The sequence below is a fragment of the Natronomonas gomsonensis genome (genome assembly GCF_013391635.1).
GTDB classification, from domain to species: domain Archaea; phylum Halobacteriota; class Halobacteria; order Halobacteriales; family Haloarculaceae; genus Natronomonas; species Natronomonas gomsonensis_A.
This window is the reverse complement of record NZ_JACAWU010000002.1, coordinates 781,993-795,243: the sequence shown is the minus strand read 5'-3', so window position 1 is coordinate 795,243 and position 13,251 is coordinate 781,993. Positions and strand designations below refer to the sequence as shown.

Annotated in this window: 14 protein-coding genes and 2 tRNA genes; 12 read left to right on the top strand and 4 right to left on the bottom strand. The window is 60.8% G+C overall.

The window, feature by feature from the left end:
* Positions 1–43: 43 nt before the first annotated feature.
* From HWX69_RS12555 to HWX69_RS12520, 8 genes are all read left to right on the top strand, one after another.
* A complete protein-coding gene (locus HWX69_RS12555; protein WP_178917434.1) occupies positions 44–679 on the top strand; it encodes a class I SAM-dependent methyltransferase in 636 nt (211 codons plus the stop codon).
* Positions 680–866: 187 nt separating this feature from the next.
* A tRNA-Gly gene (locus tag HWX69_RS12550) sits at positions 867–937 on the top strand.
* Between the two features lie 284 nt (positions 938–1,221).
* Positions 1,222–1,650: a universal stress protein gene (locus tag HWX69_RS12545; RefSeq protein ID WP_178917433.1), complete on the top strand. Its 429-nt coding sequence runs from the start codon at positions 1,222–1,224 to the stop codon at positions 1,648–1,650.
* Between the two features lie 325 nt (positions 1,651–1,975).
* On the top strand, positions 1,976–3,832 hold the full coding sequence (locus HWX69_RS18380; RefSeq protein ID WP_218644787.1) for an ATPase, T2SS/T4P/T4SS family: 1,857 nt from the start codon (positions 1,976–1,978) through the stop codon (positions 3,830–3,832).
* Positions 3,829–5,853, top strand: coding sequence for a type II secretion system F family protein (locus tag HWX69_RS12535; protein ID WP_178917431.1), 2,025 nt, complete (start codon positions 3,829–3,831; stop codon positions 5,851–5,853). The genes HWX69_RS18380 and HWX69_RS12535 overlap by 4 nt, the downstream gene beginning before the upstream one ends.
* A 4-nt stretch (positions 5,854–5,857) precedes the next feature.
* On the top strand, positions 5,858–7,447 hold the full coding sequence (locus HWX69_RS12530) for an invasin domain 3-containing protein (protein WP_178917430.1): 1,590 nt from the start codon (positions 5,858–5,860) through the stop codon (positions 7,445–7,447).
* Between the two features lie 147 nt (positions 7,448–7,594).
* A complete protein-coding gene (locus tag HWX69_RS12525; protein WP_178917429.1) occupies positions 7,595–8,197 on the top strand; it encodes a response regulator in 603 nt (200 codons plus the stop codon).
* Complete coding sequence (locus HWX69_RS12520) at positions 8,194–8,778, top strand: DUF7504 family protein (RefSeq protein ID WP_178917428.1); 585 nt, start codon at positions 8,194–8,196, stop codon at positions 8,776–8,778. Before HWX69_RS12525 ends, HWX69_RS12520 begins: the two co-directional genes overlap by 4 nt.
* Positions 8,779–8,793: 15 nt before the next feature.
* Here the strand turns inward: HWX69_RS12520 and HWX69_RS12515 are convergent, their stop codons facing one another.
* From HWX69_RS12515 to HWX69_RS12505, 3 genes are all read right to left on the bottom strand, one after another.
* Entirely contained in the window at positions 8,794–10,041 is a 1,248-nt protein-coding gene (locus tag HWX69_RS12515) for an MFS transporter (RefSeq protein ID WP_178917427.1), read from the bottom strand.
* 77 nt (positions 10,042–10,118) lie between these two features.
* Positions 10,119–10,946: an HD domain-containing protein gene (locus tag HWX69_RS12510; protein WP_178917426.1), complete on the bottom strand. Its 828-nt coding sequence runs from the start codon at positions 10,944–10,946 to the stop codon at positions 10,119–10,121.
* Positions 10,947–10,987: 41 nt separating this feature from the next.
* Positions 10,988–11,467, bottom strand: a complete 480-nt coding sequence (locus HWX69_RS12505; RefSeq protein ID WP_178917425.1) for a redoxin domain-containing protein — start codon at positions 11,465–11,467, stop codon at positions 10,988–10,990.
* Positions 11,468–11,565: 98 nt separating this feature from the next.
* Between HWX69_RS12505 and tatA (HWX69_RS12500) the strand changes: the two genes are divergently transcribed.
* The 4 genes from tatA (HWX69_RS12500) (at position 11,566) to HWX69_RS12485 (ending at position 12,933) form a co-directional block, all read left to right on the top strand.
* Positions 11,566–11,817: a twin-arginine translocase TatA/TatE family subunit gene (gene tatA, locus HWX69_RS12500; protein WP_178917424.1), complete on the top strand. Its 252-nt coding sequence runs from the start codon at positions 11,566–11,568 to the stop codon at positions 11,815–11,817.
* An 85-nt stretch (positions 11,818–11,902) separates the two neighbouring features.
* Entirely contained in the window at positions 11,903–12,253 is a 351-nt protein-coding gene (gene tatA / locus HWX69_RS12495; protein ID WP_178917423.1) for a twin-arginine translocase TatA/TatE family subunit, read from the top strand.
* A 51-nt stretch (positions 12,254–12,304) separates the two neighbouring features.
* Positions 12,305–12,378, top strand: a tRNA-Arg gene (locus tag HWX69_RS12490).
* Between the two features lie 288 nt (positions 12,379–12,666).
* Complete coding sequence (locus HWX69_RS12485; RefSeq protein WP_178917422.1) at positions 12,667–12,933, top strand: hypothetical protein; 267 nt, start codon at positions 12,667–12,669, stop codon at positions 12,931–12,933.
* A gap of 10 nt (positions 12,934–12,943) precedes the next feature.
* Here the strand turns inward: HWX69_RS12485 and HWX69_RS12480 are convergent, their stop codons facing one another.
* On the bottom strand, positions 12,944–13,204 hold the full coding sequence (locus HWX69_RS12480) for a helix-turn-helix transcriptional regulator (RefSeq protein WP_156708870.1): 261 nt from the start codon (positions 13,202–13,204) through the stop codon (positions 12,944–12,946).
* Between the last annotated feature and the right edge of the window lie 47 nt (positions 13,205–13,251).

The window sequence follows — 13,251 nt, the reverse complement described above, 5'->3', positions numbered from 1 at the left end:
CGTTCACCGTCGCGCTCTTGTGTGTCCTCGTCGAACGCGCGGTATGGACGACGACCGGGCGGCGGTTCGGGCGACGTACGAACGAATCGCCGACCACTTCGCGGCGACCCGGGAGTACCCATGGCCGGAGGTCGAATCCTTCTGTGCGGGCCGCCACGCCGACAGAGCGGTCGATATCGGCTGTGGAAACGGCCGGCACACGGCGCTTTTGGCCGACCACGCGGAGACGGTGGTCGGCGTCGACGTGAGCCGGCGACTGCTCGGCCTCGCTCGGGAGCGGGCGCCGGAGGGGTCGTTTCTCGCCGGTGACGCCTCGGCGCTCCCTCTGACCGACGACTGCGCCGAGTTGGCGGTGTACGTCGCGACGCTGCATCACCTTCCCACGCGGGAGTTGCGCCGACAGAGCCTCGACGAGGTGGCGCGCATCCTCATTCAGGACGGTGAGGCGCTCGTGAGCGCGTGGAGTACCGCCCACGACGCCTTCGATGCCTCCGCCGACGCCACGGAGGGGTTCGATACGGATGTGGATTGGACGCTCCCCGGCGGGGAGACCGTCCCGCGGTTCTATCACATCTATGCGCCAACGGAGTTCGACGCCGACATTGCGGCGAGCGACCTCGAAGTCGTCGACTCGCGGATTTCGAGTGGGAACTGCTACGCCGTCGTCACACCAGCGTGACAGTGACGAGGACAGTCATACGGACAACATGTTTGCCGTCCCCAAACCGGTATTGGTAGTCGGTTGGAACGGAAAACTCCTTAGGGGGTGGCGGATATAGGTCCAGATACGCCCCGTTGTGGGGTATCGAGTGCGCCGATGGTGAGCGGTTCCGTCGGAACCGCGAGTCTCGGCGCGAACGAAGTGAGCGCCGGTGGTCTAGTGGCAGGACCTGAGCCTTCCAAGCTCATGGCCCGGGTTCAAATCCCGGCCGGCGCACTCCCTGCGGTCGCGCGCCGCCCGTAGTTCGAAAACGCTTCGCGTTTTCTCACTCCCGGCCGGCGCATAGCGAGGCCGAACGTAGTGAGGCCTCGAGAATATGAACGGGGAGCGATAGCGAGGTGCTCCCTCTGGTCGCGCCTCGTACAGTCGAGCGACCCGCGAATGCAGTTCCTGCGCTCAACAGCGAGTCATCACTTTGTCACCGAGAACCACGCTAGCACGTCCGTGTCGGCGGGTTCACGGCGGACTTATGTATCCGAAACGTTTCGGTATTACTGTTGATGTTCGACCGGATTCTCTTTCCAACGGACGGCACCGACCACTCCCGAAAGGTACTGGAGTACGCACTCGATATCGCCGAGACGCGGGATGCGACGCTTCACGTGCTATCCGTCGTCGACGACCGCGCGTTTCTGACCCTCGACAACGACCGCGTCGAAACCGTTCGCCGTGAACTGGAAGAGGAGGCGCTTGCCGCAGTCGATGAGGCCGTGACTACGGCGGACGGACACGGAATCGAAACGGCGTCGGACGTCGATGTCGGCAACCCGTCTTCGGCCATCCTCGATTACATCGACGAGGCCGATATCGACCTCGTGGTGATGGGAACCAGCGGCGGGAGCTACGAGCGGAACATCGTCGGCAGCGTTTCCCAGCGAGTCGTCGAGCAGTCACCCGTTCCCGTGATGACCGTCGGCCTCGACGCGTGACTTTCGCGGTATCGACACCCGGTATCCGCCGAACCGTGGCCGATCTCTGATGAAAACTTTCGGTAGATTCACTGTTCGTTTCGTGCGTCAGTAATAACACCGTTCGCTTTTAGGCCTGAGTTAACACACGTCTCTGTCGCGTCCCGATGACACTCCCCGTGAGACTCTGAGACGTGGTCCCAAGGACCAGCCACATAAGTAGCCCCGTACAAACCCGGTATAACACTAATGATGATACACAAAAACGGCACACGTAGGTTCGAGCTAAATGGGGGACGAAAACGACGGTTCGCCGGCCGACACACCGGCGACAGACGGAGGAACCGTGAGCAGTGATAGCGACTCCTCGGACGGCGAGGTCGAGGAGTTCGAGTGGAACGACGAAACGACGGAACGACCCGAAGAGTCGGCTTCCGAGGAGGGGGCGGCCGACGCGACGGACGAGGGGGGCGAAGCGTCGTCAGTCGAGTCAGACACCGGAGAGAACTCTCCGGCTGTCGCCGAGGCCCGCCGTCCGCGCGAGGAAGACAGACAAATCGTCTCCGACCACCCGATAAAGGGCGAGATTCTTCGGGAAGTCCACGAGCACTTCGAGACGGCGGACATCGACGAATCGTTCGCCGAGCGACCGGACGTCGAGTTCATCAAAGGCCAGTTCTTCGACTTCTCGTATCTCGACAACCACGAGGAAATCGAGCGGCTGTGGGTCAACAAGCCCTACGCGTACGTCTCCATCCTGCGGCGTGACGACGAAGAACGGCTCCGATACCACGTCCACGAGCCAGAACTGACGGAGTTCGAGGAGTACGTCCGCGAGGACCTCGTGAAGATTCTCCGAAACAGCCTGATGTATCAGGACCTGGAGGCCGACGACGACCGCGAGGCCATCTTCGAGGAGAAGGCAAAGGAAATCATCTCAGACCACGCCGCCGCGACCATCGAGGACGGCTCGCTTCTGAAGCTCAAATACTACCTCCTGCGGGACTTCGTCCACCTGGGTCGTATCGACCCGCTGATGCGGGACCCCAACATCGAGGACATCTCCTGTGACGGTATCGACATCCCCGTCTACGTCTACCACGCCGAACACCGCGACATGCCGACGAACATCACCTTCGGCAAACAGCGGCTCTCATCGTTCGCGCTGCGACTCGCCCAACGCGCAGGCGAGCAGGTGTCGGTCTCCGAACCGCTGATGGACGGGACGCTGTCCGACGGTTCCCGCGTGCAGTTGACCTTCGGGTCGGACGTGGCGACCCGGGGGTCGAACTTCACTATCCGGAAGTTCGCCAACATCCCCTTCACGCCCGTCGACCTCGTCGAACGCGGGACGTTCTCCGTCGAGCAGATGGCGTACTTCTGGCTCGCCATCGAGAACAACCGCTCGCTCATCTTCTCGGGCGGCACCGGATCCGGGAAGACGACCTCGATGAACGCCGTCTCGATGTTCGTCCCCGAGGACGCGAAAGTCGTCTCCATCGAGGACACCCGCGAAATCACGCTCCCGCACGACAACTGGGTCCAGAGCCTCACGCGGGAGTCCATCACCTCCGAGGGCCGCGGCGAAGTGTCGATGTACGAGTTGCTGCAGGCCGCACTCCGACAGCGCCCCGAGTACCTGCTGGTCGGTGAGATTCGAACCGAGCAGAACGTCGCGTTCACGTTCTTCCAGGCCATCGGGACGGGCCACACCGCCTACACGACGATTCACGCCGAAAGCGTCGAGGGCGTGTTGAACCGCCTCGAAAACAAGCCGCTCAACGTTCCGGCCCAGATGGTGTTGGAGCTGGACATCATCTCCGTCCAGAAACAGACGTTCAAGGACGGCGACCGCGTCCGGCGCAACGACGGCGTCACCGAAATCCTCCCCGGCAGCGACGCCGAGGAGTCTATTCGCGCTATCGACATCTTCGCACGCGACGCCGATTCTGACACGATCCAGCGAGTGAACAACTCCCAGGTGCTACAGGAAATCGCGGACGACCGAGGCTGGAGCGGCCGGGAGTTGGCCGAGGAACTCCGCCAGCGCCGTGAGTTCCTCCAGTATCTCGTCGACAACGACATCTCCGGCTACAACGAGGTCACGAGCGCGATTCACATGTTCGGGAGCAACAAGGAGAAACTGCTGAAGATGGTCAACGAGGGCACCTTAGAGCCCGGCGACCTCGAAGACACAGAATGAGCCAGGGAAACATCGACGACGCGACGCCGATTCCGGACTACGAACTCGAGCAGTACTTCCCGGAACGTCACGACCTCTCGGAGGCCGACAAGGAGCGACTCCGCGACCAACACGGCTACCTGCGGACGTGGTTTCTCACCCATCCCGAACGGTTCCGTGACCTCCAGCGGTGGCTCAATCAGGCGCGGATGGGCTACACCTACGACATCTACCTCACCCGCATCACGGGCTACACCTTCATCGCGGCCGCCGTCGGACTGTTCCTCGGCGCACTGCTCGGCGTCCAGTTGGCGTTCCTCGGTGGGTTCTCTCAACTCGGCGTCACCGAGCCAGTGTTTCAGGCCCTCCTCGGCATCGCAGTCGTCGTCTTCTCCGTCGGGCTGTTCGCTGGCGGTGCGTTCGCGACAGGGTACTACTACCCCCGCATGCGGACGAGCACGCGCGAACGGAGCATCAACATCCTGCTCCCGCACGCCATCGTCTACATGTACGCGCTGAGCTACGGCGGGATGAACACCTTCGAGGTCATCAAGGAACTCGCCGAAGCCGACGAGGTGTACGGCGAAGTGTCCAACGAGTTCGACATGGTCGTTCGCGACGTGGAACTGTTCGGCAACGACCTCTTTACGGCGCTGCGTGACGCCCGCAACCTCACGCCGTCGGAGAACCTCGAACAGTTCCTCGACGACATGATTTCCGTGCTGGACTCGGGCAGCGAGTTCTCGGTGTTCCTCGAAGACGAAGCCGAGACGTACATGGACGAGGCCCGCGACGAACAGGACAGTTTCCTCGGAACGCTGTCGATTCTCTCCGAGATTTTCGTCGTCGCCTTCGTCGCCGCACCGCTGTTCCTCATTGTCACGCTTCTCGTCATCAGTTTGCTGGGCGGACAGGCGCTGTTGCAGACGTACTTCCTCGTCTACGTCGGCCTCCCGTTGGGAATGCTCGGCTTCCTCGCGGCCGTCGACATCCTCTCGAAGCCCTACGCCGAACATACCGACGAACTCGAAATCGAAGACGTCGAATTCGACCGCGAGTGGAGTCCCCGCGTCACCGAAGACCCACAGTACGAGACGTACGAACAGAAGAAGCAACGCGACGAACGCCTCGAGATGCTGTACAACCCCATCGACCAGATTCGGGACCGGAACCCCCTGCTGTCGCTCCTCGTGACGGTCCCGATTGCACTGCTGGCGGTCGGCTTCGCCTTCGTTTCCGGTGCCGTCCCGGCATCCATCGAGGGCATCCTCGAGGTGCCGATTCGGGCGACCATCGGACTGTTCGTCGTGCCGTTCCTCATCGCGTCGGTGCCGCTGACGCTGTTCTACGAGAGTCAGCGTCGCCGCGAGAAGAAAATCGCAGAGCGGTTCCCCGACACGCTGAACATCCTCTCGAGTGCGAACCAGATGGGCATTCGACTCGTCGACGCCTTGAACCTCGTCTCGCGGTGGTCCGAGGGCGCCCTCTCCGATGAACTCCGGAAGGTTCGCAACGACATCCGCTGGAACGGCGACATCGAACGGGCGCTGTTGGAGTTCGCCAACCGCCTGAAGGTTCCGCAGGTCACTCGGACGATGAAGCTCATCGCGAAGGGCAATCACTCCTCCAGTGACCTCTCGAAAATCATCTCCATCGCCGCCGAGGACACCCGAAACCGGTATCAAATCGAACGGAAGCGCCGCAGCGAGATGGGTGCCTACACGGCCATCGTCATCATCGGTTTCCTCGTGTACCTCGCGGTCATCGTCATGCTCGATACGAGCTATTTGACACCCATTGGTCAGTTGGCCGATACTGCACCGCCAGCGGGCGAGCAGGCCGGCGGTGCGGCCGGCACGCCGCTTTCAGTCGGCGACGTTCCGGTCGACATCTACCGGACGGTGTTCTTCCACTCGGCACTGATTCAGGGCATCGGCAGCGGGCTTCTCGCAGGGAAACTCGCGGAGAACAACGTCCTCGCCGGGCTGAAGTTCAGTATCATACTGGCGGTGCTCACGCTCAGTGTGTTCATCCTCATCTAGAACAATGAAGTTCACAACAGACAACAGAGGTGTATCGGAAGTCGTTGGCGCGATACTGGTGTTCGGACTGTTCGTCGCGCTGTTGGCTGTGTTCCAGACCACAGCAATACCGGCGGCGAACGAGGAGGTCGAGTACAACCACAATCAGGAGCTCCAAAGCGACATGATTGGATTGCTTGAAGGCGCCTCCCGGACCGGGGCGCAAGGAACATCTGAATCCGTCGGTGTTCGAACCGGAACAACCTATCCGAGTCGATTGCTGTTCTTCAACCCGAGAAACCCCGCTGGGAGGATAAGCACGGTCGACAAGCGTAACGCGACAGTCGAGAATATTACTGCGACGGACCCGACCGTCCGAAAGTACATCAACGGTTCGACGGCGAACCTCTCGACGAAGCGCATCCAGTACGACCCCGCGTACAATCAGTACAATAACGCGCCGACGACACACCTCGAATACGGCGTACTGTACAATGATTTCGGCGACGAACAAATCATTGAGAACCGCGGGAGCGTCGTCAGTGGGAACAGCATCAATCTCATGTTCTTTGCCGGGAATCTGTCCCGTTCGTCGGCCAGTTCGGTGTCGGTCGATACACGCCCGACGAGTGCACCAGCACGGACGGTGACCGTGGCACCAAACAGTTCGGACAACGTGACCATTCGCCTCCCGACTCGACTGTCCGAAGAGAAGTGGGAAGAAATCCTCGACGACGAGATACAGAATGGGAACGTTCTCGGTGTCCGCAATGAGTCGAACACGACCGTCATCATTGACCTTGATCCGGGCGTAAATCGGTACACACTTCGAATGCCGAAAATCGGTGTTGGTAGTGGGGTTAATCAGCCTAACCCGAAATATCTGATTAATGCTAAGCCTGGCGACACAACGGTCCCACGAGACCAGGCTTCCGACCTATCCATTGAAATCCGAGATAAATACAATAATCCTGTTCGTGGTGAAAAAGTAAATATCTCTGTTTCTGATGGTACTCTCGGTCCGAATTCTGTCACGAATGTAGAGGTCACGACTAATTCGGAGGGTCGTGCAGAAGTACAATTCAATGCCCCACCAACGCTTGGGACTGTCCAAGTAAACGCCAGTTATGAGGGTAATCCTGCGAATGCAGGCTATGGTTTTGACCGGAATAGGACCCAAGACTTGCAGTACGAGCTGCAAGTAGTTTCCTCAAGTATCCCTCAAGGACCTGAGCCGAATATCGACCAAATGGATATCACGGATGAGAGCGATAGTGGAAACTTCCTAGTAATTATTCCAGGAAACGGAACTGCTGCCTTTGATGTAGATTGGGAAGTCGATTTCGATGGGAATGCAGTACCAAATATATTCTTAGATACGGTTGAACTGCGGATGGTTGACGATACTGGTACCAGTAGTGACGGTCGAATCGTTGATAGTGCAGAATACAGTCTCGGAGATGTTACTCAGCAGGGGCCGGAAACAACTCGTCTTGAAGACCCGAGAGGGGAAGACTCGTGTGACAATGATTATAAAATCGAACTCATAGTTATATCAACCGGAAATCAGCCAGACTCTCAAACAAAGTCTGTGAATTCTGATTGTGCTTTGTGACTTAGGTTAAAATAAATCCTTATGAGTTCATGTTTGTGAATTTAAACACAATCTTCAGGATACCCGATTCGATACAGTCTCACAAAGTATTTCAATCGTATTCCACGCCAAACTATACGTGCCCCCCACCAAAAGACGAGATATCTAATGAGCGAGGGAGATGAAAAACCGACGGTCCTCGTGGTCGAGGACGAACGGGCGCTCATCGAACTGTACGTTCGGTGGCTGGAGGACGACTACGAGGTTCTGACGGCGGAGGGTGGTGAGGCGGCACTCGAACAATTCGACGATTCGGTCGACGTGGTGCTTCTGGACCGATTGATGCCGGGGATGAGCGGCGACGAAGTGCTCGCCGAACTGCGGGAGCAGACCACCGAATGTAAGGTGGCGATGGTGACGGCCGTCGAACCCGATTTCGACGTGATTACGATGGGCTTCGACGACTATCTCACGAAGCCCGTCGAGCGCGAGGAGCTGTTGGAGACCGTCCAGCGACTGCTTTCGCGGTCGGATTTCGCGGACCTCGAACAGGAGTTGTACTCGCTGTCAGCCAAGCAGGCGGCGCTTCGGTCCTCGAAACCCGACGAGGAACTCGCCGAGAGCGAGGAGTACGCGGACCTCGAAAATCGGCTTTCGGAGCTGCGTTCGGAGATCGACGCGACGCTGCCGGAGATGGAGAGCGACGAGTTCGTGGCGATGGTCCGGGACATCGAGGGCGAATCCGACGAGGGAGGGGGTGAGGACAGGTGAGCTACCGCGTCGACGGGTTCGGCGGACTCGCGACGTTCGACGCCGGAACGAGCGTGTTGGTGTCCGGGCCGTCGCCGGAGACCAACGAGCGGCTGTTCGACGCCGTCACACCCGCCTCCGGCGAACGTGCAATCGTCATCACGACGAACACGGACGCTGGAACCGTCGTCGATGAACTGCTCGACCGGGGTGCCACCCGCGAACAACTCGGTGTCATCGAGTGCACCAACCACGACAGCGACGTCGAGGGCGTGCCGGTCAAGCAGTTGAGTTCTCCCGGCGATTTGACGGGCATCAGCCTCGAGTTCGCGAAACTGCTCGACGAAGACGACACGAAGCCGGTTCGTGTAGGGTTCGCGACGGTGTCGACGGCGCTGATGTACGCGGAACTGCGAACGATGTTCAGGTTCCTGCACGTGTTCACCGCACGCATCCGTTCGGGCGACATGCTGGGCGTGTTCACGATGGACCCGAGCATGCACGACGACAAGGCGCACAACACGATTCGTGCGGTCTTCGACTCCGAGGTGTCGGTCGGCCGCGAGGAACTCACGCTACGCGGAAGCGGGTTCTCACAGTAGCGTCTCCTTCGGCGGTCACTGACTGCGGGAACTGAGGCCGACAAATGCCGCAGTCGAGACGAGGATGCAGCCGGCTGCAACCCCGAAGGCGGCGAACACGCCGGAGGCGTCCCAGACGACGCCCATCGTCAGCGGACCGACGACCTGCCCGATTTTCCACGACACGGAACGGAGGGACATACTTCCCGCCGTCGCGTCGACGGCCTCGCCTTCCTCGATAAACAGCGACATGCTCGCCGGGAGACGGATGCTGTCGGCGACGCCACAGAGTGCGAACGCGCCGAAGAGAACGGCGAACGCCGGCGGGAACGTGAGCGAGTGCCCGACCAAACTGACGGCGACCGAGGGGATGAGGTCGTCTGCGAACTCCGCGAAGGGAATCGCCAGCGTGCCGACGGTGTACAGCAGCGCTCCCGTGACGATGAAGCGGCTCTTGCCGCCGATGCTGTCGGTCAACTCGCCGACGTATCCCTGTGTGAGCGCTTTGGTGAGTTTCCCGCCCGCGAGGACGATACCGACGACGAGTGGGTTCATCCCGAACCCCGTTCGGGCGTAGATTGGAAGGAACAGCAGCACGCCCATCTTTCCGAAGCCGGTTCCGAGCCGAAACGCCGTCAGGGCCTGAAGCGTCCGTCGACCGAGGAGGTCGCGGAACGTCTCCCGGCCGCTGCGGTCGTCAATCGAGCGGCCGCCGGGGTTGGTTCGCAGGACGGCGGCGACGGCGAGGAACGCCCCGAGGGTAATCGCCGAGAGGACGGCGTACGTTTCGGTGAAGCCGTAGACGGCGAGCAGCGCGCCGCCGACGATGTCGCCGGCGAGACTGGAGAACGCGCCGACTTGATTGTACGTGCCGAACCAGAGACCCCGCTCGCCATCGGGAGCGATGTCGCCGACCACCGTCGAACCGGTAATCCACAGTAGGCTCGCCCCAACTCCCTGTACCATCCGGACCAAGATGACGTGGGAGACGGCTTCGACGAGTGCGAACCCGACGAAAACGGCGATGTTGACGAGAAATCCGACGAGCAACACCCGCTTCGCGTTGTGCGTGTCGATGTACCGGCCGAGCGGGAGGACGATAAGCAGTTGCGTGAGCGCGAAGACGGTGCCGAACAGTCCTTCGACGGTGCTCGTCGTTCCGAACTGGTCCGCATACAGCGCCAACGCGATAGCGATAGTCGAGTACGCCTGTGCGCGGGCGAACGCCGTCCCCGAAAGCGAGAGGAACTCCGGGTCGCGGAAGGCACGGAGGGTACTCGACACGTCTCGGGGTAGCAAATCGGGGCCCAAAAGCGAGGTGATTCCCGACGACGGAGAAGGAACTCCGACGGCGACTCACCCTACAGTTCGATTCGTTCGACGAGGTCGCCGTCGTCGCTGTGGGTGTTGAGCGCGACGATACGGACGTACTCTTCGAGTCGGGAGTCGTGGAGTTTGTGCTTCAGGAGTTCGTCGACCTGATACACGCCGGCGGCGTCGGTCATCTCGATTTCGACCATGACGGGCATGCCGTTGCCGGGTTGCAGCGACACCTTCCGAATCGCTCGACTGGAAATCGTGTTGATGCCTCGACCGCCCTTCTCGTAGGGGATTCGGGAGCGGCCTCGCTCCATGTCGAGGGCGTCGGCGACGCGGACGACGCCGGCTTCGGTCGTCAGCGGCGTCTCTTCGGTGTGGTGACAGAGGATGGCGTGCAGCACTTCGCCCTTCATTCGGACGCGCTCGGCAGCGTCGTAGAAATCGAACTCCGTCAGGAGTCGGTCGAGTACGTCCGCCGCCAGCGGAATCGAGTAGTAGGGGTGGTCGTCGCGGTGGACGACGTGGCCGATGTCGTGTAGCGTCGCGGCCAGTGCGATGATGACCGACTCGTCGGCCTCCTCGAGGCCCTGCTGTTCGGCACCGTTGAACGCGACGTCACCGGCTTTCAGCAGTTCGTACAGACAGAGGGCCCGATTGCGGACGATTTCGATGTGTTTGGTGCCGTGGTCGTTGTACCCCTTGCGGTCGACGGGGTTGACGTTCTGGGCTTCGAGGTACGTTGTGATTTCGGTGTCGCTCTGGACGGTTTCGAGCACCGTGTTGAGGCGTTCGTCGGGGAAGTCGTGGTCTGCATCCGGGTCGTACACGCGACCGGATTCCCCTCTGTCGGCTGTCTCGGAGTCGCTCATACCGCGACAAGGGCCGGTGTCGAGAAAAAACGTCCGGCGAGTCAGGCGTTGGCCGCGGCCGACTCGACTTCCTCGTAATCAGGTTCGATTCCGGGGTCGTCGGAGACCCACTCGTAGGTGACGGTGCCGTCTTCGTCGACGACGAACACCGCGCGCTTTGCGACGCCTTCGACGCCGAGGGCATCGAAGTCCATCGACACGTCGTAGGCGTCGATGACCTCCTTGGCGATGTCGCTGACCAGCGGGAAGTTCAGGTTGTTCTGTGTGGCGAACTCCTCGAGTGCGAACGGCGAGTCGACGCTGACCCCGTACAACGAGGCACCGTCCTCGGTGAGACTATCGAGTCGGTCGCTGAACGTCGTCATCTCGTCGGTACAGACGCTCGTGAACGCGCCGGGGAAGAACGCCAACACGATGGGCCCGTCATCGGTGGCGTCGGCCAGCGAGAACTCCTCGATGTCGCCACTTGGTGTCGTCATCGGTGCGCTGAACGTCGGGGCGTCGTCGCCTACATCGACCATATGTGGCCCCTTGTGACCCTCCCGTTTGAATCTCCGGCTTCCGGCGACCGGGCGACGAGTGGCGAAAAGCCTACAAGTGGGCACGCGAAGCAACAGGTATGACGACGCCACTGTTCATCGGTGGGCTGGGTCCACCCGAACTGCTGTTAATCGCCGGCATCCTGATTCTCCTGTTCGGAGCGAGCAAGCTCCCGGAACTCGCACGGTCGATGGGGTCGGCGACCGGCGAGTTCAAGAAGGGCCGCCAAGAGGTCGAAGAGGAACTCGAAGAGATACAGGACGACGACGAGGAAGTCTCCGCGGAGGCCGACGCCGAAACGTCCGGCGACACCGAGCGCTCGAACGCCTGAACTCCCGAACTCCGTTTTTCGCCGACTCGATTCCGCTTTCCGAGGAAAAAGCCTATAATCAACACTAGGCTAGCCTCGGGTAGCAATGATGGACCTGCTTCCACTGCAGTTCGGGCTTCCCGGTGGGCCCGAGGTGCTGATAATCCTGCTCATCGCCGTGCTGCTGTTCGGCGCGAACAAGATTCCCAAACTCGCCCGCTCGACCGGCGAAGCGATGGGCGAGTTCCAGAAAGGCCGCCAGGAGGTCGAAGATGAACTGAAGGACATGCGTGACGGCGCGACGGGGCAGTCGACGAGCAGTTCGTCGACGGAATCGGCAACGGAATCGGCGACCGAAGCTGACAGCGACGCGACGACCGATGCCGCGGAAGACGAAGACGACGAGGACTTCGAAATCGAGGAGGCGGAATCGGACGACGAGACCGAGACGAACTGACGAACCGTCGGACAGCAATCGTTTTCAGCCTCCCGCGCCCACATTCGGCAAGGGCGTGTGGCCAAGCGGACTACGGCGAGAGGTTCCTAACTTCTAGAGCGCGGGTTCGAATCCCGTCACGCCCGTTCTGCGAGGAGCGGACGCGACGAGCGAACGGGCACGGAGTTCGAACCCTGAAAGACGCAGCGCCGAGCGTAGCGAGGCGACCGTCTTTCTCCGGTTCGAATCCCGTCACGCCCGTCTCGCTCACTTCGTTCGCTCGACGCGCGTGACGTAGTTCGAAAACGCTTCACGTTTTCTCACTCCCGTCATGCCCTGCAGGAGATTCTACGACCTTCTCGACACTGGAAATCGCGATGGCTCAAATCGACGCTACCGAGACGTTTACTCTCACTGCTGCGTTACGGTTTTCCATGAGCCGACCGACGCTCGACGATATCGCGGTATTCGCCGGTTCCCGTGTGGAACTTACGGTTCCGAAGCCCCGGGAGGACCAACGGCTCGTCGGAACTGTCGTGGCCGAGGGTGAGGAACTGCGACTGCGCCTCGATGACGGGAAAAGCGAGAATCACGCGACGGTTCGGTTAAAAGAACGCGAACGCGACGGCGTCGTTCGGGCGTTTCGCGGGACGGACGGTGACCTACTGGTCGGTCGAGTCAAACGCGTCGTCGAACTGTAAAAAGCGGGACTTAGGCGGCTGGCGTCGCCGCGTCGGGTTCCTCACCTGTCTGGACGGCGTACGTCGACTTTCGTGCGTCCATGAGGTACACCGACTCGTCGACGATGTCGGCGTCCTCCAGTTTTCGGAGGGCGTGTCGGACCGTCCGCTGTGGCAGCAGCGACTCCTCGGCGAGTTGCGATTGGGTCATCGGACCCTCGTACTCGAGCGTCTTGTAGACGAGTTTCGCGCTCGGCGGGAGGTCCTTGACCACGGATTCGGCATCAGACATACTGCTATCGACGGGCGGATACCGCTTAATCCCGGGTCGGTTTGGTA